24 protein-coding genes and 2 tRNA genes are annotated in these 23,016 nt (G+C 43.0%); 11 read left to right on the top strand and 15 right to left on the bottom strand.

Translation table 11 applies throughout. The annotated features are described in order from the left end of the window. Positions 1-61 precede the first annotated feature (61 nt). Positions 62-2,326, bottom strand: coding sequence for a GH92 family glycosyl hydrolase (locus tag Q0993_RS07850; protein WP_299531549.1), 2,265 nt, complete (start codon positions 2,324-2,326; stop codon positions 62-64). 374 nt (positions 2,327-2,700) lie between these two features. On the opposite strand from Q0993_RS07850, the gene Q0993_RS07855 reads away from it, so the two are divergent. Beyond that, positions 2,701-3,264 (top strand): YeeE/YedE thiosulfate transporter family protein, encoded by a 564-nt coding sequence (locus Q0993_RS07855; protein WP_299531551.1) that lies wholly within the window; start codon positions 2,701-2,703, stop codon positions 3,262-3,264. Further along, on the top strand, positions 3,261-3,674 hold the full coding sequence (locus tag Q0993_RS07860) for a DUF6691 family protein (protein ID WP_299531553.1): 414 nt from the start codon (positions 3,261-3,263) through the stop codon (positions 3,672-3,674). Before Q0993_RS07855 ends, Q0993_RS07860 begins: the two co-directional genes overlap by 4 nt. Positions 3,675-3,692: 18 nt before the next feature. On the opposite strand, the gene Q0993_RS07865 is transcribed toward Q0993_RS07860, so the two are convergent. From Q0993_RS07865 to Q0993_RS07890, 6 genes are all read right to left on the bottom strand, one after another. Then, complete coding sequence (locus tag Q0993_RS07865; RefSeq protein WP_299531555.1) at positions 3,693-3,968, bottom strand: ATP-dependent Clp protease adaptor ClpS; 276 nt, start codon at positions 3,966-3,968, stop codon at positions 3,693-3,695. A gap of 33 nt (positions 3,969-4,001) precedes the next feature. Then, complete coding sequence (prmA, locus tag Q0993_RS07870) at positions 4,002-4,844, bottom strand: 50S ribosomal protein L11 methyltransferase (protein ID WP_299531557.1); 843 nt, start codon at positions 4,842-4,844, stop codon at positions 4,002-4,004. A gap of 99 nt (positions 4,845-4,943) precedes the next feature. Beyond that, complete coding sequence (gene tpiA / locus Q0993_RS07875; protein WP_299531559.1) at positions 4,944-5,693, bottom strand: triose-phosphate isomerase; 750 nt, start codon at positions 5,691-5,693, stop codon at positions 4,944-4,946. Next, the gene (locus Q0993_RS07880) at positions 5,683-6,216 is read right to left on the bottom strand and encodes a TlpA disulfide reductase family protein (RefSeq protein ID WP_299531561.1); all 534 of its coding nucleotides are present in this window, start codon (positions 6,214-6,216) and stop codon (positions 5,683-5,685) included. The genes tpiA and Q0993_RS07880 overlap by 11 nt, the downstream gene beginning before the upstream one ends. Next, positions 6,197-7,294 carry a BT_3928 family protein gene (locus Q0993_RS07885; RefSeq protein ID WP_299531563.1) on the bottom strand — a complete coding sequence of 366 codons (1,098 nt, stop codon included), beginning with the start codon at positions 7,292-7,294 and terminating at the stop codon, positions 6,197-6,199. The genes Q0993_RS07880 and Q0993_RS07885 overlap by 20 nt, the downstream gene beginning before the upstream one ends. Next, on the bottom strand, positions 7,291-7,851 hold the full coding sequence (locus Q0993_RS07890) for a DUF1599 domain-containing protein (protein ID WP_299531565.1): 561 nt from the start codon (positions 7,849-7,851) through the stop codon (positions 7,291-7,293). Before Q0993_RS07890 ends, Q0993_RS07885 begins: the two co-directional genes overlap by 4 nt. 108 nt (positions 7,852-7,959) lie before the next feature. Here Q0993_RS07890 and folP point away from each other — a divergent pair, with 108 nt between their 5' ends. Together folP and Q0993_RS07900 are read left to right on the top strand one after the other, a co-directional pair. Continuing rightward, positions 7,960-8,781 carry a dihydropteroate synthase gene (folP, locus tag Q0993_RS07895; RefSeq protein ID WP_299531567.1) on the top strand — a complete coding sequence of 274 codons (822 nt, stop codon included), beginning with the start codon at positions 7,960-7,962 and terminating at the stop codon, positions 8,779-8,781. A 57-nt stretch (positions 8,782-8,838) separates the two neighbouring features. Then, positions 8,839-9,624 (top strand): diadenylate cyclase, encoded by a 786-nt coding sequence (locus Q0993_RS07900; RefSeq protein ID WP_299531569.1) that lies wholly within the window; start codon positions 8,839-8,841, stop codon positions 9,622-9,624. On the opposite strand, the gene Q0993_RS07905 is transcribed toward Q0993_RS07900, so the two are convergent. Together Q0993_RS07905 and truA are read right to left on the bottom strand one after the other, a co-directional pair. Then, positions 9,625-11,391, bottom strand: a complete 1,767-nt coding sequence (locus Q0993_RS07905) for an ABC transporter ATP-binding protein (RefSeq protein WP_299531570.1) — start codon at positions 11,389-11,391, stop codon at positions 9,625-9,627. It abuts the gene before it with no gap. Then, positions 11,363-12,136, bottom strand: coding sequence for a tRNA pseudouridine(38-40) synthase TruA (gene truA / locus Q0993_RS07910; RefSeq protein ID WP_299531573.1), 774 nt, complete (start codon positions 12,134-12,136; stop codon positions 11,363-11,365). The genes Q0993_RS07905 and truA overlap by 29 nt, the downstream gene beginning before the upstream one ends. Positions 12,137-12,229: 93 nt before the next feature. Between truA and Q0993_RS07915 the strand changes: the two genes are divergently transcribed. The 4 genes from Q0993_RS07915 to Q0993_RS07930 all read left to right on the top strand — a co-directional run bounded on the left by Q0993_RS07915 (position 12,230) and on the right by Q0993_RS07930 (position 15,114). After that, a complete protein-coding gene (locus tag Q0993_RS07915) occupies positions 12,230-12,724 on the top strand; it encodes a metallophosphoesterase family protein (protein WP_299531575.1) in 495 nt (164 codons plus the stop codon). Positions 12,725-12,785: 61 nt separating this feature from the next. Beyond that, a complete protein-coding gene (locus Q0993_RS07920) occupies positions 12,786-14,210 on the top strand; it encodes an alkaline phosphatase D family protein (RefSeq protein WP_299531578.1) in 1,425 nt (474 codons plus the stop codon). Between the two features lie 98 nt (positions 14,211-14,308). Beyond that, a complete protein-coding gene (locus Q0993_RS07925) occupies positions 14,309-14,656 on the top strand; it encodes a helix-turn-helix transcriptional regulator (protein WP_299531580.1) in 348 nt (115 codons plus the stop codon). After that, positions 14,653-15,114 carry an SRPBCC domain-containing protein gene (locus Q0993_RS07930; protein WP_299531582.1) on the top strand — a complete coding sequence of 154 codons (462 nt, stop codon included), beginning with the start codon at positions 14,653-14,655 and terminating at the stop codon, positions 15,112-15,114. Before Q0993_RS07925 ends, Q0993_RS07930 begins: the two co-directional genes overlap by 4 nt. A gap of 71 nt (positions 15,115-15,185) precedes the next feature. On the opposite strand, the gene Q0993_RS07935 is transcribed toward Q0993_RS07930, so the two are convergent. Beyond that, positions 15,186-15,596, bottom strand: a complete 411-nt coding sequence (locus tag Q0993_RS07935; RefSeq protein ID WP_299531584.1) for a DUF4293 domain-containing protein — start codon at positions 15,594-15,596, stop codon at positions 15,186-15,188. Between the two features lie 195 nt (positions 15,597-15,791). Between Q0993_RS07935 and rho the strand changes: the two genes are divergently transcribed. Together rho and Q0993_RS07945 are read left to right on the top strand one after the other, a co-directional pair. Continuing rightward, positions 15,792-17,354, top strand: a complete 1,563-nt coding sequence (rho, locus tag Q0993_RS07940) for a transcription termination factor Rho (protein ID WP_299531587.1) — start codon at positions 15,792-15,794, stop codon at positions 17,352-17,354. Between the two features lie 82 nt (positions 17,355-17,436). Then, entirely contained in the window at positions 17,437-18,195 is a 759-nt protein-coding gene (locus Q0993_RS07945) for a HEAT repeat domain-containing protein (RefSeq protein WP_299531589.1), read from the top strand. A 34-nt stretch (positions 18,196-18,229) separates the two neighbouring features. Here the strand turns inward: Q0993_RS07945 and Q0993_RS07950 are convergent, their stop codons facing one another. From Q0993_RS07950 to proS, 5 genes are all read right to left on the bottom strand, one after another. Then, positions 18,230-19,225, bottom strand: a complete 996-nt coding sequence (locus Q0993_RS07950; protein ID WP_299531591.1) for a fasciclin domain-containing protein — start codon at positions 19,223-19,225, stop codon at positions 18,230-18,232. 272 nt (positions 19,226-19,497) lie between these two features. After that, a complete protein-coding gene (rpsT, locus tag Q0993_RS07955; RefSeq protein WP_120712698.1) occupies positions 19,498-19,749 on the bottom strand; it encodes a 30S ribosomal protein S20 in 252 nt (83 codons plus the stop codon). Positions 19,750-19,792: 43 nt separating this feature from the next. After that, a tRNA-Glu gene (locus Q0993_RS07960) sits at positions 19,793-19,864 on the bottom strand. Between the two features lie 65 nt (positions 19,865-19,929). Then, positions 19,930-20,001 (bottom strand) — tRNA-Glu (locus Q0993_RS07965). Positions 20,002-20,110: 109 nt separating this feature from the next. Beyond that, the gene (gene proS, locus Q0993_RS07970; protein WP_299531599.1) at positions 20,111-21,586 is read right to left on the bottom strand and encodes a proline--tRNA ligase; all 1,476 of its coding nucleotides are present in this window, start codon (positions 21,584-21,586) and stop codon (positions 20,111-20,113) included. Between the two features lie 92 nt (positions 21,587-21,678). Between proS and Q0993_RS07975 the strand changes: the two genes are divergently transcribed. Continuing rightward, positions 21,679-23,001 (top strand): hypothetical protein, encoded by a 1,323-nt coding sequence (locus tag Q0993_RS07975; protein WP_299531601.1) that lies wholly within the window; start codon positions 21,679-21,681, stop codon positions 22,999-23,001. The last annotated feature ends 15 nt before the right edge of the window (positions 23,002-23,016 follow it).

Raw genomic sequence — 23,016 nt, forward strand, 5'->3', positions numbered from 1 at the left:
CAAGGTCTTGGAAAAACCCGTTTGATTCACGCTGTGCATTTCTTGTACCCGTCTTCTTCCATTATTCGTCTCCTACCCCCCACAACGTATTGGGTCGGGGACCCATTTCAAAATCCAAAGTACCCCCGGAAACAATTTCCTCATGTCTTATGTAGGTCCTGTTCAAAGATTCTCCGTTTAGCTTAACCGATTGTACATATAAGTTTTCCTTGGACGTGTTCGGGGCGGAAATTACGAAAGTCTTATCGTTTGGTAACTTGATGGTGGATTTTTTAAACAAGGGACTTCCGATCTCATACTCCAAAGAAGCAGGGTTCATAGGGTATATACCTATGGCGCTCATCACATACCAAGCTGACATTTGCCCACAGTCCTCATTCCCGCTCAATCCATCCGGTTGGGTGGTATATTGCGAATTCAAAATCTCCCGTGACCAGTATTGGGTGCGCCAGGGTTGGCCTGCCTTATTGAACATATAAGCGATATGATGGCTAGGTTCATTGCCATGGGCGTATTGCCCGATCAATCCTGAAATATCCGCCGAAATATTGTCGCCCTTCAATTCCGAGCTTTCCGTGAAGAGTTGCTCCACCATTTTGGAAAAGGGCTCGCCACCACCATGCAATTCTATAAGCCCTCCCACGTCATGCAGTACATACCAACTATGCTGCCAAGCATTTCCCTCAGTATAATCCGTATCCTCAATATGGTTGGATACCTTAGGGTCAAAGGGTTCATGGAACGCAGTGCCGTCCGAAGACTTGCCCCTTAGAAATCCTGAATTGGGATCATAAAAATTTTGAAAGGCCTTGGAGCGTTTGGTGAAATACTCATAATCCTCTTGCTTACCCATTTCCTTTGCCACCTGGCCCAAGCACCAATCGTTGTAGGCCAACTCCAGACTTATGGAAACGGACTGATCCATAATATCATATGGTATATAGCCGAATTCCTGATAAGGTCCCAGCCCTCTCTCATCGCCCGTCATGGTTTTTTTCATGGCCTCAAAGGCCTTCTCCGTGTCGTAATCCCGAATACCCTTTAAATAGGCCTCGGCAATAATGGAAACGGAATGGTATCCCGGCATAGTACCTGTCTCATTTCCGGAGAGCACCCAAACCGGTAAAACGCCACTTTGGTCGTAATAGGCCAACATGGATCGTACCATAGCATTGATACGTTCGGGGTCCAGAACACTTAAAAGCGGTGTTTCCGCCCTAAAAATATCCCATAGGGAAAGAGTGGAATACATATCGAACCCCTCAGCTTTGGCAATGCTATCGTTTTGCAAACGAAATTCGCCATTGGAATCGCTAAATAGTGTTGGAGCTACCTGAGTATGATAGAATGAGGTATAAAAAATGGTCTTCAATGAATCTACGGGAGTTTCAATACGTATTCTATCCAATAGACCCTTCCAGGTATTTTCGGTTTCAAGTCGTACCGCATCAAAGTTTTGGGAACCGTATGATTTTAGATTCTTCTTTGCATTCTCAATACTGACCGAAGAAACGGCGATCTTTAGCCCTACCGCTTTCGTATGCGTGCCAAAGAAGAATTGTCCACCAGTTTTTGTACCTTCTACCTTATTGGTATTCTCCGCGATTTGCCCATCTGCTACCAAACTGTTCCCGGTAATAGGATTTGATGTTTCGATAGCAAAAAACACTTTTTGGTTTTTTGCCCAGCCCTTACTGAAACGATAGCCAGAAACTAAGGTATCGTTCTCAATGGTAACACCGCTAGCCGTTGCCTTATCCCAGTTGACTTCATATCCCAAATCAAGAATAAAGGAAGATTCTTTTTCCTTGTTCTTATACGTATATTGGTGGTATGCGACATAATCGTTTGCCGTCAACTCCACATCGACTTCAGGATTTTCCAAAAAAACCTGATAATAACCCGGAGACGCCGTTTCATTGGTATGTGAAAATTTGGAGGTATAGGGCAATGTATCCCGCCCTTTTCCAAAAAGTGAAACATCTACCGTCTTTGTTGTAGGCATTAAGAGAACATCCGTTAAATCGCCTATACCGGTTCCACTAAGATGCAATTGTCCAAAACCTGAAATGATGGAATCCGACACATGATATCCCGAGCACCAATCCCATCCCGTAATACCATTGTCGGGACTGGGCTGTACTCTTCCAAAAGGAGTAGTAGCGCCCGGATAGGTATGTCCATGGCCTCCGGTGCCAATAAAGGGATCTACATAACTTAGTACGTCATCCTTTGATTCTTCTTTGGTTTCATTTTTCCTTGCGCAGGAAAAAAAAAGAAAAATGGTCAAGATTGGGAAAAGGAAGCGAATTTTTACCATGGTCATAATTCATAAATATCACCATTCACAAATACAATGGTGAAAATTTGTGCTAAAAATAAGTAAAAGCTAATGATTTTATTGTTTACAATGCCGGGTTTTGGAAATATAATCCGGAGCAACAAAATACGATTTCGGAAATCAGATACCCAACTGTGCCCAACTTTATGGATTTGATCATAGCACGTGGTATTTTTTGATTCGTTTGGAGCTTATGAAGGAGTTACAAATGCTACTCCTAAAGTTTCAGCCGATAGGATACCCCTATTTAGATGTCAATTATAATTTCGATATTGGCACTTCAGAATGGCATTTACAATGTAACCTATATTACATAATACGGGAATGCAACGAATTATATTTACCAAAAACAAATCGCTATGGATTTTCTATTACGACCTTGGCCTTGGTACATTTCAGGTCCTTTAATCTCCCTGGTACTTTTAATTTTAGTCTATTTCGGAAAGACTTTCGGAATGTCCTCCAACTTAAGGACAATATGCAGTATAGGTGGTGCCGGAAGGTTTTCCGATTTTTTTAGATTTGATTGGAAAGCCCATCTTTGGAACCTGGTCGTGGTTTTGGGTGCGATGATCGGAGGGTTTATAGCCGTGACCTTCCTATCCGATGGTTCTGTAATTGCCTTAAATCCGGAAACGGTTTCAGATCTTCGCGAACTGGGGTTTCGTGAAGCCGGTAAATCCTTACTACCGGCAGAAATCTATGATTGGAAAAGTGTCCTTAGCTTCAAGGGGTTGACCCTATTGATCGTTGCAGGTTTTTTGGTAGGTTTTGGTACCCGCTATGCCGGGGGATGCACCTCCGGCCATGCCATTACGGGATTAAGTAATCTTCAACTCCCATCGCTTGTAGCAGTTATAGGATTCTTCATAGGGGGGCTTATAATGACCCATTTGATATTACCTTTAATTTTTGGAATATGAAGCTTTTAAAGTTCTTGCTTGTAGGTGTTTTTTTTGGAATCGTTCTGGTAAAGTCCGAGGCCGTATCATGGTACCGAATTTTTGAAATGTTCAAATTTCAATCCTTCCATATGTATGGAATCATAGGTTCTGCCGTATTTCTAGGGATATTGTTTCTATGGTCGATCAAAAAACTAAAGCTTAAAAGCATTGATGGCAATGCCATACATCTTCCTGCCAAGGACAAGGGATTTACGCGTTATCTTCTCGGTGGGAGTATTTTTGGTATGGGTTGGGCATTGGCCGGGGCGTGTCCCGGACCTATGTATATTCTTTTGGGTACCGGGGTATTCAGTATGTTGATAGTGATAGCTGCTGCGGTGCTGGGAACTTTCACCTATGGGGTTTTGAAGGACAAGCTACCCCATTGATATACTACTCCTACCTTCTTAAACGATTTCGGCGCTCAATCCCGCTTGGAGCAACCTACTACATCTTGGCCTCAAATCATCGTATTCGCCAGTTTTCACCGTACACTTTCCATTATAGTGCACAATTAGCGAACATTGTTCCGCTTGCACAGGGGAATGATCGCAAACTTCGATCAAGGTTTCAATGACGTGCTCAAAGGTGTTGACATCATCGTTAAAGAGGATTATCTCATTGGGTTGTATTGTTTCCTCTTCTAAAAGGAGCTCTTCGGATATTTTTTCTTTAGTGCTCATTACAAGGTTTTTACCATACGTTTTAAAGATATTCTAAAATACATATTTTACGGCAACCCAATTATTTTTTTCAATATTTTTTTCAAATTTCAAACCTACATCGGTACATTTTGCGGAAATCACAATAATATCCTCGTAATAAAATCCACTTAAAAAAAGTGAACCATCCGGTTTGAGGCAATTTGCATATGCGGATATGTCTTTCAACAAAATATTTCTATTGATATTGGCCAAAATAACATCATATTTCTTACCACTTGGAATCGTGGAAGAATCTCCTTCCAAGACTTGAATGTGATGGCAATCGTTTCGCTCCACATTTTCCAGGGCATTTACATAACACCAATGATCCATATCAATAGCATCTACATCAATTGCCCCTTTCATTTCGCCCAATATGGCCAGGACCCCCGTCCCCGTTCCCATATCCAATACGGATTTTCCCTCAAAATCATGATCTAATATATGGTGCAACATCATATAGGTGGTTTCATGATGGCCCGTTCCGAAACTCATTTTCGGTTCAATAACAATATCGAACTTTGAATTGGGTTTTTCATGAAAAGGTGCCCGGACCGTACACCAATTACCAACGTGAATTGGACTAAAATTCTTTTCCCAGGTAGCATTCCAATTCTCCTGTTCTATTTCTTTGGATTGGTAAGAAATTTTAAAGTCGGGGCTCCTTAATATGAAAATCGAATCCAGAATATCCTCTTTCCAATTCTCCTTTTGAAGGTAAGCCAAAACGCCTTCCTGTGTTTCTACAAAGCTTTCAAATCCCAATTCGCCCAATTCCGCTATCAAAATTTCCGAAGCGGGCTGCAAGGGGAGAATTCTAAAGGCATACTCTATATAGACTATATTAGAAACCATCTTAGTATTTGGCAAGGAGAGTTTCCACGAAACACATTCTAGATCTTTTTTTCAGTTCGGTAAACCCTTTAAAGTCGGTATCCCCTAATGGATCCGACCTTAAATTGCGTTGACTATGGCCAAAAAATCGTCGGCCACCAAAGAAGCTCCACCAATGAGCCCACCGTCTACATCGGTTTTGGAGAAAATTTCCTGGGCATTGTTGGGTTTTACACTTCCGCCATACAATATGGAGACTTCATCGGCAATGGAGTTGCTGTAGGCTTCCGCAATCGTTTTACGAATAAAGGCATGCATTTCCTGCGCCTGTTCAGGAGAAGCGGTTTCTCCTGTACCTATGGCCCAAACGGGTTCATAGGCCAGTACAATACTGCTCCATGAGCTGTTGTCCAAAGAGAAAAGGGCGTTCTTTAGCTGCGTTTCCACAACCTTAAAATGATTTCCAGCCTTACGCTCATCCAATTCCTCCCCAAAGCAGAACATCACCCGCAATCCCTTCTCCAATGCCTTGGCAACTTTTTTTGCCAGCAATTCGTCGGTTTCCCCGAAATAGGCCCTGCGTTCGGAATGTCCCAAAATAACCGTTTCCACTCCGATGTTGAGAAGCATATCCGCAGAAATCTCCCCAGTGAAAGCCCCACTTTCCTCAAAGTGCATATTCTGGGCCATAACCTGAATCGTTGAAGATTCCAAAACCTGAACGGAACGGGACAAATTCACAAAGGTGGGGGCCACCATTACCTCTGCTTCTGTATTCGGTAATTTAGCCGAAAGCTCGGCCAACAGTTTTTCCGTTTCCTCTAAGTTCTTGTTCATCTTCCAATTTCCTGCGACTATTTTACTTCTCATCTTGTTCGTTTTTCAAGTAGTTTATAATTTTTTTATCGTCCGCTTTAATGGCCCTGTATAAAGCGATATTGCCAGAACCATCCAAAATCATATACCGTGGGATCCAATCCAGGTCCAAATCATTGAATAAATCGGACTTCCAGCCTTTGGTGGCCCAATAATGCTGCCCGTCTCCGATGCCGAAGCGTTGAATGCCCTTTTTCCAATCCGCCTCATTTCTATCCAAGGATATGTATACAAAGGATACCCGAGGATATTCCTCCTTTAATTTTCTGACTTTGGGCATTCCTACTACGCAATCCTTGCACCATGAGGCCCAAATATCCAAAAATATGGTGCGCCCCTGGTTTTCATCCAATATGGTCCTAAAGGGGACCTTTTCATTTTCTTCGGTCAACAATATATCATTTAAGGCAAGCTCGGAAAAATTACGCGCTTGGGCATAACCGTCCAAAAGGAAAAACAGAAGGATTCCACTAAAGAATTTTCCGGATTTCATCATCTCAGTTAAATTGGAGTTCATCCAAATCGTTATAATGTACTTTCTGCAAAATACTTCCCTTTTCCAAAACCAAGACCCCCGGGTTGGAACGTACTATAGTCTTTAGGGTAGTCTCATCGGTAAAATAAAAATCAAAGCCCAATCCAAAGTCTCCCGCCAATTTTCCCGTTTGTTCTTCATTGGAAGCCGACATTCCGATTACCTTATACCCCTTATTTAGTGCTCTGTCCGTTACTTCCTTGATTTCGGTATAAGCACTTCTTTCCGTTTTTCTAAGGTCATAGGCAATTACCATAACCAATTTTTGCTCCTGCAGAAACAAAGCTGTAAAATCCTCACCTTCCCGTTCAATAGTAAAATCGTGAATCGGGGGTTCGTATCCTTTTTGGATTTCGGTAGTCTCCACATCCAAAAATTCACCATCTACAGAAGGATATTCGCCATTGGTAACGATTATCTGTTCTTCTTCGCCCACTTTAAATCGCCAGGCATATTCAAAAATCGCCTTTGGGGCATTCTCCGGAACAAGCATACCCTGTTCAATATTTGCCCCGATTTTATAGGGTCTAAAATCTATTACCGGCAAGTGTCTCAGTACATAATAGGCGTAGAGAATACAAAGCAAAAGGGCAAGGAGGGTCAATATCCGTTTTGTATTGGAACCAAAAATTGAGCCGATGTACTTTTTCCCAACAAAGAGTACGATAATCAATGCCAACAATAGTATATCCTTTAGAAAGGATTCCCAAGGGGTCAGTTTAATGGCATCACCAAAACAGCCACAATCCGTTACTTTATTGAAATATGCGGAGTAAAATGTGAGGAAGGTAAAGAATACGATCATGAGCAAAAGGCTCCATACCGTGAACTTTACACGAAAACCTACTAGGAGCATCACCCCCAGCAGCACCTCGAATATGACCACAAAAATCGAAATAGCCAATGCATAGGGTTCTAAAAAAGGAAGATTCAACACCCCTTGGCTAAAATATTCCTCAAGTTTAAAAGAGAAGCCAACAGGGTCGTTCAGCTTAATGAATCCGCTAATAATAAATAGAACCCCAACAAATATTCTGCTAAAACCTACTAGGTATTTCATTCCGTAATTTCAGATTTGGTGCCGGTGTTCAAATGAATGAGTGCGAATATGGCATAATTTACCATATCCTGGTAATTGGCATCTATGCCCTCGCTTACCAGCGTTTTCCCTTGATTGTCCTCAATCTGTTTAACCCGCAATAGCTTTTGTAAAATTAGGTCGGTCAACGAGCTTACTCGCATATCCCGCCAAGCTTCCCCATAGTCGTGATTTTTGTTTTCCATAAGCGATTTGGTCTCGGCCACATGCCTATCATAAAGGGCCAAAGCTTCCGGTCCTCCTAAATCCGGTTCCTTGGCGATTCCTTTTTCCAATTGGATCAGGGCCATAATGGCATAGTTGATAATCCCTATAAATTCAGACCGCTCGTCCTCGTCCACTTTCCGCACTTTGTTCTCCTGAAGCCCGCGGATACGCTGTGCCTTTATAAAAATCTGATCGGTAAGGGAGGGAAGTCTAAGGATTCGCCATGCACTGCCATAATCCTTCATCTTTTTTTGGAACAAATCCCGGCAAGTCTTAATTACGGAATCATATTGCTCAGAAGTGTGCTGCATCTATTTCTATGGTAATTTGCGTAAATTTCGCTTAAAAATTTGGAATCGTCAAAGTTCGCGTTCTAAACTTATTCGATAAAATGAATCTCGGACATCAACCCAATTCACATGACAATTAACTGCAAAGGAAAGCTAATTGATTTGAGTACACCCAAGGTAATGGGCATTCTAAACGTTACGCCGGATTCGTTTTTTGATGGGGGAAAATATAAGGATGAAAAAACGGTGGTTTCCCAAGTAAAAAAAATGTTGAACGAAGGAGCAACCTTTATTGACGTAGGCGCCCAAAGTTCCCGTCCGGGAGCCGAGCTGATTTCAGAAAGGGAAGAACTGGAACGTATTCTACCGATTATTGATTTGCTTATCGATGAATTTCCCGAAATCGTCCTTTCTATAGATACTTTTAGAGGTAAGGTAGCGGAAAAATGCGTAGAAGCCGGTGCGGCATTGATCAACGATATCTCTGCCGGACATCTGGATGATGCCATGCTGCCCACAGTTGCCCGACTCAAGGTGCCGATTATTTTGATGCATATGAGAGGAAAGCCCAAGACTATGCAACAACAAACGGATTATGACGATTTAATTCATGATATCCTAAAATACTTTTCAGAACGGATAGCCCAAGCCCGTTCCCTTGGCATACATGACATTATTATCGATCCAGGTTTTGGTTTTTCCAAGACCTCTGGGCAGAATTACGATTTATTAAAACGTTTAAATCTTTTACAGCAACTTGAACTTCCCCTTCTAGCCGGACTAAGCCGAAAATCCATGATATACAAGACCTTGGAATTGGATGCGCAAAATGCGTTGAATGGGACCACTGCCCTAAATATGTACGCCCTTCAAAAGGGGGTATCCATTTTGAGGGTACATGATGTAAGGGAAGCTTTGGAATGCATAAGGCTCTCAGCGGCATTGGCATAAAAACTCCGGCTTCCTTGTTCATCTATTTTTCCTAATTTTACAAAAACGGCTACGCATTTGGATTTTCTGAATTTTATCGACTTTAAGATAACCGATATTCTGGACATTGTTTTGGTAGCTGTTCTCCTCTATTACATCTATAAATTGGTCCGTGGTTCCGTAGCCATAAATATTTTTATCGGTATCGTTATTGTTTGGGCCTTCTGGAAGCTGACGGAACTTTTGGGAATGGAAATGATCAGCAGCATGGTAGGAGCATTTATGCAGGTGGGACTCATTGCCTTGATCATAGTCTTCCAGCAGGAAATCCGAAAATTTCTTCTGATGATCGGGTCTACAAATTTCGCTAATAAACGCAATTTTATAAGACATTTTAAATTTCTAAGAAGGGACGGATTGTCATCAAGTATCGATGTGGATTCCATTTTAGGCGCTTGCGAAAAAATGGCCGCTACCAAAACAGGGGCCATTATTGTCATTGGCCGAAATAATTCCCTAGATTTCGTGAAATCTTCGGGCGATCCCATGTACATTGAGGTAAACCAGCCCATTTTGGAAAGTATCTTCTATAAGAACAGCCCACTACACGATGGGGCCACGGTCATTGAAAACAATCATATTGTCGCCACAAGGGTCATTCTCCCAGTTTCCAATGAGAGGAATATCCCCTTACGTTTTGGTCTACGGCATCGTGCCGCGGTAGGCATTACAGAAAAGACAGATGCGTTAGCCTTGGTCGTTAGCGAAGAGACAGGATTAATCTCCTATATAAAAAACGGGGAATTTGTAAATTTTGATGATTTGGCACAATTGGCCGCAATGCTAAAGGATGATATCATTTAATTAGGCCACCTCCTCTGCTAAGAACTGAGCTTCGTAGAGTTTGCTATAATACCCGCCTTTTTCAAGTAACTCCTTGTGTGTACCGGTTTCCACTATTTTTCCAGCGTCCATGACCAAGATCCTATTGGCTTTTTTGACAGTCGCCAACCGGTGGGCAATAATAATGGAAGTTCGGCCCTCGGTAATCTTTTCGGTGGCTTGCTGTATTAATTGTTCGGAGTACGTATCTACAGAAGAGGTGGCCTCGTCCAGAATAAGTATGCTCGGGTTGCTTACATAGGCCCGTAAAAATGCTATCAATTGCCGTTGACCACTGGAAAGCATGGTACCCCGTTCCTTAACATTATAGCCATATCCGCCTGGCAAACTACTGATAAATTCATGTACTCCTATTTTCTTGGCCGCCTGTTCTATGGTTTCAACGGATATTGAGGTATCCTTTAAGGAAATATTATTGGCGACGGTGTCCGCAAAAAGAAAGACATCTTGCAGTACCACGGCAATATGAGACCGCAAAGAAGTCAGTTGGAAATCCTTAATGTCCGTTCCATCCACTAAAATGGCTCCCGAATTGATTTCATAGAAGCGGTTCAATAAATTGATAATCGTTGATTTTCCAGCGCCGGTGGCCCCAACAATGGCTATGGTCTCCCCTGCCTTAACATCAAAGGAAATACCATGTAGTACTTCTTCATCTTTTACATAACCGAATCTCACCCCGGAAAACCGGATATCACCTCGTATATCTTCCTTTACCATAGTACCCATATCTTGAATATGGCTATTGGTATCCAGTATACCGAATACCCGATTTGCAGCCACCATGCCCATCTGAAGGGTATTGAACTTATCCGCTATTTGGCGTAGCGGTCTAAAGAGCATATCAATGAGCAGAATAAAAGCGAAAATAGTACCAAACTCATTGGTGCCGATATTGGCCACATTTAATAATCCCCCATACCAAACGATAAGTCCCACCGCAATGGAAGAAACGATTTCGGCAATTGGAAAAAAAATGGAATTGTACCATACCGTCTTTAGCCAAGCATCTTGATGTTTTTTGTTGATTTCCCGAAATTTATTGCTCTCAATCTCCTCACGGGTAAACAACTGAACAATCTTCATTCCCGTAATACGTTCCTGTACAAAGGAGTTTAGATTGGCCACTTCAGCACGCACCTCGGTAAAGGCCACTTTCATAGCTCTTTGAAAAAGTCGCGTAGCATACAGAATTATTGGAAGCAGCGCAAAAACAATAAGGGCCAGTTTCCAGTTAATGACCAGCATTACTGCAGCAGCCACGAGCATCTTCAACAAATCCGCTACGATCATAAAGAAACCTTGACTAAAAATTTCTCCAATACGTTGCATATCGGCTACGGCTCGGGTGACCAAAACTCCTATGGATGAATTGTCGAAGTATTTCATCCGGAAACCCAACATATGTTGGAACAGATTTATGCGCACATCCTTTATTACGGATTCTCCCAACCAGTTGGCATAATAACTAAAGCTAAGTTGACTTATCACCTGCCCCAAAAGGACCCCAAGCATGAGCCAAGTGAGAATCCAAAGATAGCTGGCATCACTCTTTCTAATCGCCTCATTAATGATTTCCTGCAATAAAATGGGTGTGGCCACAGCAAAGGCAGACAATAATATGGCAGCCAAAGCCACCCCATAAAAAGTAATCTTGTAGGGGCGGGTATGCGCCATCAACCGTTTAAAAAGGCGAACATCAAACGCTTTTCCCGAATCTTGGTTCATGGATGTTTACAATCGTATTTGGATAGCCAATAGTGGTCAAATATAACCCTTTTGCGGGGACGGAAGGCCCCGCTTTTTGTCGATCTCCACTTTTTAGGATAGTATTAACATCATCTACGGTCCATCGCTCCGTACCAACTTCCAAAAGGGTTCCCACTATGGCCCGTACCATATTTCGTAAAAAGCGGTTGGCGGTTATGGTAAAAATCAATTTGTTGTTCTCATGCTGCCAATAGGCCTCTTTGACGGTACACAGGTAGGTCTTTACATCCGTGTTGGACTTGGAAAAACACTCAAAATCATGATGTGATAACAAGAGGTTTGCGGCTTCGTTCATTGTTTCAATGACCAAAGGATGCCTCACATAGTAGGCGGTATCCATGTAAAACGGATTCTTTTCCTGAACCACCCAATAGGTATACGTTCGGGATAAGGCATCAAAACGGGCATGGGCGTCCAATGGAACTTCAAAAATTCTTTGTATGGCGACATCACTAGGCAAATAGGCATTCAACCGATGTGTTAATTGTAGAGTGTCTGCAATAGGTTTTGTATCGAAGTGGGCAAACATTTGTAGAGCGTGTACGCCTGCGTCCGTACGCCCTGCCCCAATTAGTTCAATAGGGTGCCTGAGGATCGTATAGAAGGCCTCTTCCAAAATCTGTTGCACGGAAACGGCATTAGGCTGGTTTTGCCAACCGTGATACGCCTTACCAAAGTATGAGAATTGAACAAAATATCTCAATGGGATATACTAGTTTTGTGATGGTAAATATAACGGTTATTAAATGATACTTCGGTCTGATTTCAATCATCCAAAATTTGGCAAACGACAAAGATGACAAAAATTTTACTGCTCTCGGATACCCATAGCCATATGGACACCACTATTTTAAAGTACGCGGCACAGGCCGATGAAATTTGGCATGCCGGAGACATCGGGAGCCTTAGGGTAACGGATGCCTTGGCCAAGCTGAAACCAGTAAAGGCGGTTTATGGCAATATTGATGATGCTATCATCCAAAAGGAATTTCCATTGGACAATCGGTTTAAGTGTGAAGGCGTGGATGTATATATGACTCATATTGGAGGTTATCCACCTAAATATAATCCCAGAACGCGGAAGAACATCCAGGAAAATCCACCTAAACTGTTTATCAGCGGCCATTCCCACATCCTAAAGGTAGTTATGGACAAGAAGTTGGGTGTGCTCCATATGAACCCCGGAGCCTGTGGGAGGCATGGATTTCATCAAGTAAGGACCATGTTGCGCTTCGTAATAGATGGGGACACCATTAAGGATTTGGAGGTAGTGGAATTGGGCAAGCGATAGATTTGGTTTAGTTTTAGGGATACATTTAGTATTGAAACAAAATGAATACTTACACCCTAAAATGAAAAACAAGATTTTACTCCTCGTTCTATTTTTTGCCTCCTCGCTCTATCAAAATTTCAAGGCCCAGGAAACCACCGATCACGTATACTTCACAACAGGATATAAGATTGGGGAGGTAACCGATTCATCAGCAATTCTATTGACACGATTGTGCAAAACGTCCAGACCCGTCACCGTTTATCACAAACGAAAAGAGGCCCCGTTTAAAAGTCCTATAGATTTTGATAACAATACTCCCGTACACAAAATGGAAGGAGCTGTGGAAGGAGCCTTCGGCCAGGTAAGAATACGATTGCAATCCAAGGATACCCTTATCGAAACCGATTGGACGCATGTCTCCGTTTACCGAGATTTCACGCTTAAAAAGAAGTTTGAGGGTCTAAAATCCCATACCACATATGTCCTAATACTGGAGGGAAGAAAAGGAGAGGGATCTCCGATAACCCAAAGCAAGGGCAAATTTACCACGGCACCCTCTAAGGCAGAACCGGCCCCAATACTGTTCACATCCTCAACGTGCCAGTACTATTGGTCCTATGATGATCCCATACGTGGATTTAAAATTTACGACAGCATGTTGAAATTGAACCCAGTGTTCCACTGCCAAACCGGGGATTACATCTATTATGACAAGCCTGGGCCAATGGCCTATACTCTTGAATTGGCAAGACATAAATGGCACGCCATGAATTCCTGGCCCTCCCTTATGGATTTTTATAAGGTAACACCTTTATACGTCCAAAAGGATGACCATGACCTATTAAAGGACGACGCCACCCCGTATTCATCGCCATTTGGGGAATTAAGTTTTGAGGACGGGCTCTCGATTTGGAGGGAGCAAGTTCCTATCATGGGAAAACCTTTCAGAACCTTTCGTTGGGGAAAGGATTTACAGGTATGGGTCGTAGAGGGAAGGGAGTTTCGAAGCGATAACAAGATTCCGGATAGTAAGGAAAAGACAATATGGGGAGCAGAACAAATCGATTGGTTCAAGCGGACCGTAGAATCTTCGGATGCTACCTTTAAAATACTCGTCTCCCCTACTCCAATTGTAGGTCCCGATCGTCCAAAGGGTAAATTCGATAATCATTCCAATGCCTCTTTCGAAACAGAAGGTAGGTGGTTACGCCAGTACCTTGCCGACCAAAATGTGTTTGTAATCAACGGAGACCGTCATTGGCAGTACGTTTCCGTAGATCCCCTAACAGGGCTTTGGGAATTCAGTCAAGGTCCCGTCAGTGATTCCCACGCCCAGGGATGGAATCCGAACCATGTAAAACCCGAACATCGGTTTTTACGGGTCAAGGGCGGGTTTTTAGCTACCAAGGTTTATCGAGAGCGTGATGTCCCTATTATTAGATTTACGCACTATGATGTTGATGGCGTTATGGTACATGAAGAAAAAATATCCGCCAAGCGATAACGTTTAATCCTGTCAAAAAACTCCGCCATGATTTTTTTTATAAAAATTTGCGTAACCAAACGGTTTCCTATATATTTGTAACCGAACAGTTACCCAATATGAGAAGAGACGTTTTCCAGGCTATAGCCGATCCCGTACGAAGGGATATTATTCAGCTATTGGCGGAAGAGACACTTACGGTAAATTCCGTGGCCGAAAAATTTGATGTAAGCCGACCCGCCATTTCAAAGCATCTTAAAATCCTACAGGAATGTGGGCTTGTTGCCATTAGAAAGCAAGGGCGGGAACGTTATTGTCAAATACGGCCTAAAAACTTAATTCCCGCATTTTTATGGATCGATCAATACAAAAAACTCTGGGAAGACAAACTTGATTCCTTTGAAGACTATTTAATGCGATTACAAACCCGCCTACCCGATGGGAAGGCCCATAAACCAAAGAAATGAGCAAACTGGACGCATCAAAAAACCGAACCTTGACCATAGAAAGAACCTTCCAGGCACCTTTGTCCCTAGTATGGCAGGCCTGGACAGAACAAGAGCATATTGCCCACTGGTGGGGGCCCAAGGGAATGAAGACAGAAGTAATCGAACACAATTTTGAGGTAGGTGGCCGATGGAAATACAGTATGCAAATGCCGGACGGGAGCACATTCATTACCGAAGGTGTTTATTTGGAAATCATTGAATTTGAAAAGATAGTAACCTCGGCAGATTTTAAGCCCATGACGGAAAATGTGGAATTACATATCCTTTTTAAAGAAAATGGAGATACGACCAACTTTACTTTTCACGTGCTACACGAGACCGAGGAATATTGCAAACAACAGGAAAAAATGGGCTTTTACAATGGCTGGGGTTCCGTCTTCGATCGTTTGGATACCTATGTTACCACATCCGAATGAAAGAATTATACATAAAAAGACCCTGGAACAGATCCAGGGTCTTACACACTAATACTACTTAGATGTTAGGTTCAACGTAAACGATCTACAGATTTTACAAGATCTTCATCCTTTTTGATGGCCCTGTTTGCCAGGACCAGAAAAACGATAGAAAATACAGGAATCAACATCCCAATACCCTTCTCCGAGACAATGGTCTCTCCGGATAGATTTAGTGATCGATACACGAAAAATCCCAGTAAAAAAAGATTCAATATTATATTCAATCTGTTGACCACAAATTGATTTTTTCTATTCTTAAAAAGCAATATAGCTACGGCTGCCAAGATGGAAGAACCATAGAATACCACGGAAATCCACGTTTCATCCCGGGCAAAAATCTCGTTTCCTTCATCATTCGACCAAAGATTGACCCAAAAAGGCAGGACAGCTCCCAAAAGGATTACGACAAAAAGATAAACAGATTGTATTCGTTGTATCATTGCCTATACCGCATTAAGGATTGCAAAAATAAGGGTCTTTTTACTATTTATCCTTCAATTGTTGAAAATAATTTGTATTATTGTGGCGTTATTAGTTATAGCACTTACCTGCAGGGAAATCTTTCCCGAGTAATACCCGAATAACAATACACTTCTTGCTACCATATCTAAAACGTATAATTTATACTTTACTTAATGTTTGAGATTTCAGATTTAAAATCGAAAAAGCTTCCTGAGCTTCAAGAAATAGCAAAAGGACTTAACGTCCCTAAATTCAAGACTTTAAAGAAATTGGATTTGGTCTACCAAATCCTGGATTTACAAGCTTCCAATCCTAAGGCTGCCGCCGAAGTTGCTACGGCCGTCCCCGCGGAAAAACCAAAAAGGGCACGAGTGTCCCAAGAAAGACCCAAAGAGGAAACGCAGGAGAATACGCCACACACTTCTTCCGAGAATACGAAGAACGATAATCCCCAACGAAATACAAACGGCAATCAGCCTAGAAAAGATCAACAAAAACAGCCTTCCCAACATAAAAACCAAAACAAGAAAAACCCGCACCACCAAAAGAATGGTCAGGATAAACGAAATAGTAATTTTGATAAAGACTTAAAGAATCGTTATAAAGAACCTGAATTTGAGTTTGATAGTATTATCGAAAGTGAGGGGGTTTTGGACATTATGCAGGATGGTTATGGTTTTTTGCGATCTTCGGATTACAATTATTTATCTTCTCCGGACGATATTTATGTCTCCCAATCGCAAATACGATTGTTCGGTCTTAAGACCGGGGACACGGTCTTGGGAAATGTGCGTCCACCAAAGGAAGGGGAGAAATATTTCCCATTGATCAAAGTAAACAAAATTAATGGCATAGACCCACAAGTGGTCCGTGATCGAGTTTCCTTTGAGCATTTGACCCCCCTTTTCCCACAAGAAAAATTTAAGTTGGCGGAGCGCCAAAGTAATATTTCCACAAGAATAATAGATTTGTTCTCCCCTATAGGTAAGGGACAGCGGGGTATGATCGTTTCCCAGCCCAAAACAGGGAAGACCATGTTGCTCAAGGATATTGCCAACGCCATTGCGGCGAACCATCCCGAGGTATATCAAATCATATTACTTATCGATGAACGACCTGAAGAGGTTACCGATATGCAGCGTAACGTTCAGGGTGAAGTGGTGGCCTCTACCTTTGACAAGGAAGCTACGGAACATGTACGGGTGGCCAATATTGTACTGGAAAAGGCAAAACGCTTGGTAGAATGTGGGCACGATGTTGTGATACTTTTGGACTCCATAACCCGTCTGGCACGTGCCTATAATACGGTACAACCTGCTTCTGGGAAGGTATTGAGCGGTGGTGTAGATGCCAATGCCCTGCACAAGCCAAAACGATTTTTTGGGGCTGCACGTAATATTGAAGGCGGAGGATCTCTTTCCATAATTGCTACCGCCTTGACAGAAACCGGTTCCAAGATGGATGAGGTAATCTTTGAGGAATTCAAGGGTACCGGTAATATGGAACTTCAACTGGATCGGCGCATTTCAAATCGTAGAATATTCCCAGCCATAGACTTGGTCTCCTCGTCTACCCGAAGGGATGATCTTTTATTGGACGAGAATTCCATCCAACGTATGTGGATCTTGCGCAAGTATCTTGCCGATATGAATCCTATAGAGGCCATGGAATTTTTGGAACAGCGCATAAAACAAACCAAGAACAACGAGGAATTCTTGATGACCATGAACCAATAGGTTTCCGGTTAAAAAGATATGACCCGATGGCCTATGTCATCGGGTTTTTTGTTTGTACATTAAACGAAGTAAACCAACCGGAATGGGTTTTTATGACTTGTCCAAATCGGAACGTACACGATTGGTGAATACCATAAACAGGGAAATTTACGAAGCCGTATCAAGAACCCGACTTATTGGGATTCATCCCTATTTCTCCGATGAGGATACCTATATTAGAAAAACGGCCTATCTGTCCATCGGCAAACTTTATAAGAATACCCCAGAATTGCGCACGAAAATTTTGAAGATTCTGAATCAGTCGTTGAAATCGAATAATCCGAAAGTTAGGCAAACGACCATAAATGCGGCAGGGGAAATTGGTATGGGAAATTTTGAAGTGGTGCGGCATTTTCTTGAAGTAGGCCTATTTGACAATCACCATTCCGTACGAAATGCTGTAATAGGTTCCGTAAAGAAAATGGGGGCAAAAAATCCCATACCCACACTCAAATGGGCCAAAAAATATCTCGGACATCCAGATAAGGAAATCCGACGGGAGATTTGCCATGGCATTGAGTTAAGGGGGCGTACACATCCCCAGGATATTCTGCCCCTCTTGGAAAAACTGCAACATGATGAGACTTCACGAGTCCGAAATACACTCATTCATGTGCTTGGGCAAATTGCCTACAAAAAGGGATGCCTTGAAACTGTAGTAGGCGCATTGAAAACATGGAAGAATACAGAACTTGTGAAATCTGCCTTGGACGAAATTGTGGATGTCCACCATCGTTATGCGAGCTTTGCCTTTTTGTCACAACAGCAGGCCATAACATATATAGACGAAAATTATAGTTAACGAAGGGTGCTTTTTATTTTCTCAGCAAGAAAAGTCAGTTTTCGGTATTTGGAATCATCACTCTATTGATGACATGTAAAACACCGTTGGTGGCCTGAATATCCACAGCTGTTATGGCTGTATCCCCATTACCGCTTCCGTCGGTTATTAACACGGTATTGTTGGCCGTAACGATAAAGGTGAGAGTATCTCCTTCCAATGTCGCCGGAGATTCCTCATTGTTTTCTATATCCGCAGAAACAATGTTGGCACCGCCAATGACATGATGTGACAATACCGCATTTAAAAGATCCTCATCGATGTCATCCAAAGAATTCCAATCTAGATTTCCGGACAAAAGTGCATCAAAGGCGGTATCCAAGGGTGCGAATACCGTAAGCAGAGCGGTTTCTCCCAGTAGGGTGATATAGTCCACCGAAGGAGTAGCGGCGGTCAAGGCCGTTTCCAAATCCCTAAAATTGGAGTCCGACAACACAAAAGTGGCCAAAGTAGGCAGCTCTATTACCGCATCAACAATATGGATAGAGCCATTGGAAGCGGTAATATCCCTTCCACCTTGGGCTACTTTCGCCATATTGTTGAAGCCAATACCATCCGTACCATCGGCATACATGTTTAATCTTGTATCGGTAATAGGGCCGGGAGCAAGCGTCTCCACGTATCCAGAAAGGCCCACTAAATTACCGGAGCGAAACTCCCCGCGTAGCACATGGTTCAACAATAACTGCCTAAGGATATCTACAGGTACGGCATCTATATTGGCAAAGTCATTGCTCTCCAAAAAATCGCTTAAGGCCGCATTATTTGGTGCCAATAAGGTAAAAGAGCCCAATTCTTCCAAACCAGAAACCAAATCTGCCCGCTCCAGAGCGGACTCCAAGAGTGATAAATCGTCTATTGTCCTTACTAAGTCCGCAATGTTTTCCTGAGGTCTTTGAAGATCATTACTATCATCATCTAGACAGGATACTGTTAAAAGGGTGAGCAAAGAGAGAAGAAGAACATTTTGCAATCTGAGGTACTTTTTCATAACAAACATTTAAAATCCATTTAATAGTATAGATTAAAAGATGCGTTAACAGTTGCCTCTGTAATACAACTTTAACATTAAGGGTGACTTTAAATTACCTGGGACAATCTTTACAGGATATTTGAAAAATACACGTACAAAGATGTCCTAAACAGGGTGGAGAACGGCAAGCATCAATCATAAACGATTGCGCGCAGCACAGACATGGTAAATACAAGGCAACAAAAACGCCCTTTAAAAAGGGCGTTTTTCAAAAAATATTTTGCGATATTTTATAAAGCGGCCACGTGCTTGGCCAGTTTGCTTTTTAAATTGGCGGCCTTATTGGCATGAATAATGTTTCGCTTGGCCAATCTATCGATCATACTAACAACACCTGGCAACATGGCTTCGGCATCCTTCTTTTTCTCTTCGGCACGCAGTTTCTTAATAGCATTGCGTGCGGTCTTATGCTGATACCTATTCCTTAAGCGAACCGCTTCGTTTCTTCGTATTCTTTTTAATGCAGACTTATGATTTGCCATCTCAAATATATATTACGTTTAGGCCGGTGCCTATGCTTTTAAGTAGCCCGTAGGGGAATCGAACCCCTGTTACCAGGATGAAAACCTGGCGTCCTAACCCCTAGACGAACGGGCCTAATCCAAAGGGGAACCAAAACTTTCAGTTTTTGGTATTCCCGATTTTCTATCCATTACACTTTGTAGCCCGTAGGGGAATCGAACCCCTGTTACCAGGATGAAAACCTGGCGTCCTAACCCCTAGACGAACGGGCCGCTACTATACAAAAATGCAACCTTTTATGATATTAATACCATTCAAGCGGGTGCAAAAATACAATTATTTTTAACTATCGCAATAACGGATTCTTATTTTTTGCCAGTTTTAATAGGCCTTGGCGAAGAGTACTCTTTTAGAGGACGGCTTGCCGGTGACCATACAATTTCCTGCTTCAGCCTTCGCATCAATAGGAATACAGCGAATAGTAGCCTTGGTCTCCTCTTTGATCCTATCTTCTGTTTCCAGTGTCCCGTCCCAATGAGCCAGGATAAACCCTCCCTTTTCTTCCAAAACAGCTTTAAATTCATCATAGGAATCTACCTCGGTAATGTGTCCCGTTCTAAACGCCAATGCCTTTTGGTAAATGTTTTTCTGAATATCCTCTAGTAAAAACTCAATTTTAGGGATTACCTCCTCCATGGCAACAGTCTCCTTTTCCAAGGTATCCCTACGTGCCACCTCATAGGTGCCGTTTTCCATATCGCGCTGACCAATGGCCAAACGTACAGGTACTCCTTTTAGCTCATATTCATTGAATTTAAAACCAGGTTTATGGGTATCCCGGTTGTCATACTTTGCCGATATTCCCTTCTTACGCAACGCCTTTACCAAAGGATCGACTTTATCAGAAATAGCTTCGAGTTGTTCTACCCCTTTATAAATTGGTACAATTACCACTTGAATAGGTGCCAATTTTGGAGGGAGAACCAGTCCGTTATCATCGCTGTGGGTCATGACCAACGCCCCCATAAGTCGGGTGGAGACACCCCAGGATGTGGCCCATACATGTTCCTGTTTCCCATCCCTGGTCGCAAATTTTACATCAAAGGCCTTGGCAAAATTTTGGCCCAAAAAGTGGGATGTCCCCGCCTGAAGGGCCCTACCGTCTTGCATCAATGCCTCTATGCAATAGGTCTCCACGGCTCCGGCAAAGCGTTCGCTCTCCGTTTTAATTCCTTTTATTACCGGTACGGCCATCTGCCCTTCAACAAATTCAGCATATACATGCATTATTTTCTCCGCCTCTTCAATCGCCTCATCTTCCGTTTCATGAGCCGTATGTCCCTCTTGCCAAAGAAACTCTGCGGTACGCAGGAACAACCGGGTCCGCATTTCCCAGCGCACTACATTGGCCCATTGATTTATGAGAAGAGGCAAATCCCTGTAGGATTGAATCCATTTTCTATAGGTATCCCAAATGATGGTTTCCGATGTAGGCCTCACAATAAGTTCCTCCTCCAAACGTGCCTCGGGATCCACTACGATACCGCTCCCGTCTTCCGCATTTTTTAGCCGATAATGCGTAACAACCGCACACTCCTTGGCAAACCCTTCAACGTGACTGGCCTCCTTACTTAAATATGATTTGGGTATAAACAAGGGGAAGTAGGCGTTTTCATGTCCCGTTTCCTTGAACATCCTATCCAACCCGGCTTGCATTTTCTCCCATATGGCAAAACCATAGGGCTTAATTACCATGCAGCCCCTGACTCCTGAGTTTTCGGCCAAATCGGCCTTAATGACGAGTTCATTATACCATTTGGAATAATCATCGCTTCGCTTTGTCAAATTTTTACCCATTATCCGTAGTTTGGCACAAAACTTGTGCATATGTCAGCAAAATAATTGGGTAAAACTAGTTATTTTTAATATGTTCAACAATTAAAATTACTATGATGATACGTTCTCTACCCCACCACAAAATATACCCGATGGCCCTTGCCATGATTATCAGTTTTTTGGTTGTTTCCTGCGGATCTTATCAACAGGCTTCCTATTATGATAACGATGGTATTTATTCCAACGATAACGTTCGTGTTGTTGAAAAAAATCCACAACAAAGCAGAACGGTAAGAAAGCAGAAGGAGAACAACACCTATGCGGATTACTTTGGGCAAAAGGCGGATCAGGTAGAGGAAATTCTAGAGGACGAGATTTTTACGGATATTGATTCCTACAGCACCGTAGAAAATGATAGCATAGCAAACCAGGACCAATTGACCGATTATTTTGATAACAATGAAAATGATTATGTAGGTTATGCAGGATGGGGAGACAATGCCACAAGCGTAAATATCAATGTCTACGACAACAACTGGGGCTGGGGCGGTGCCTGGGGCTGGGGCGGCGGCTTCGGTTGGGGCTGGAACGATCCATGGCTCTGGAACGGCTGGGGCTGGGGCGGCGGCTGGGGCTGGGGTTGGAACAACCCATGGCGATGGAACCGTTGGGGCTGGGGCGGCGGCTGGGGCTGGGGCTGGAACAACTGGGGCTGGGCCGGCGGCTGGGGCTGGAACAACTGGGGTTGGGGCGGCTACTACGGTCGTAACAGAAACTTTGCCTTTAACAGAGGTAGACGCGGCTACTATAATAGGAACACCATTGCCGGTACAGGCAGGTCCAATTTGCGCGGCAGAACCTCAAATGTTAGGACAAGAGGTACATCTCCCCGATATAGAAGCAATACCACAACAAGGTCCCGATCTGCTGTTACTCGAAACGGTACGACTAGGAACTCGAGAAATTATAGAAGCGGAACTACGGGAAGGAGAACGGTAAGCGTTGATAGAAATAGAGCATACAGAACCAGTAGAAGTACACGTGCTGTACCTAGATACAATAGTTCTTCCAGAAGTCAAAGCTATAGAAATGGTACGGCAAGGAATGGCACCTACAGAAGTGGATCCAGAAGTACCGCTCCTAGAACTTCGGGTTATAGTTCGGGAAATCGCACTAGAAGTAATGCTTATAGAGGTTCAAGCTCTAGAGGCAATCAGTCCTATCGAAGTTCGTCACCAAGAACAGGTAGCTATCGCTCCTCGGGAAGCCGAAGTTCAAGTTCAAGGAGTAGTGGAAGCTACCGCTCCGGAGGGAGTTACAGAAGCTCTGGGGGAAGCTACAGAAGCTCCGGGGGGTCGTACAGATCTTCAGGTGGTGGTCGGTCTTCGGGAGGCGGTCGATCTTCAGGTAGAAGCGGAGGAGGTAGAAGAAATTAAGCCCATATAATCATC

The organism is Ulvibacterium sp., assembly GCF_028285715.1.
Lineage (GTDB): Bacteria > Bacteroidota > Bacteroidia > Flavobacteriales > Flavobacteriaceae > Ulvibacterium.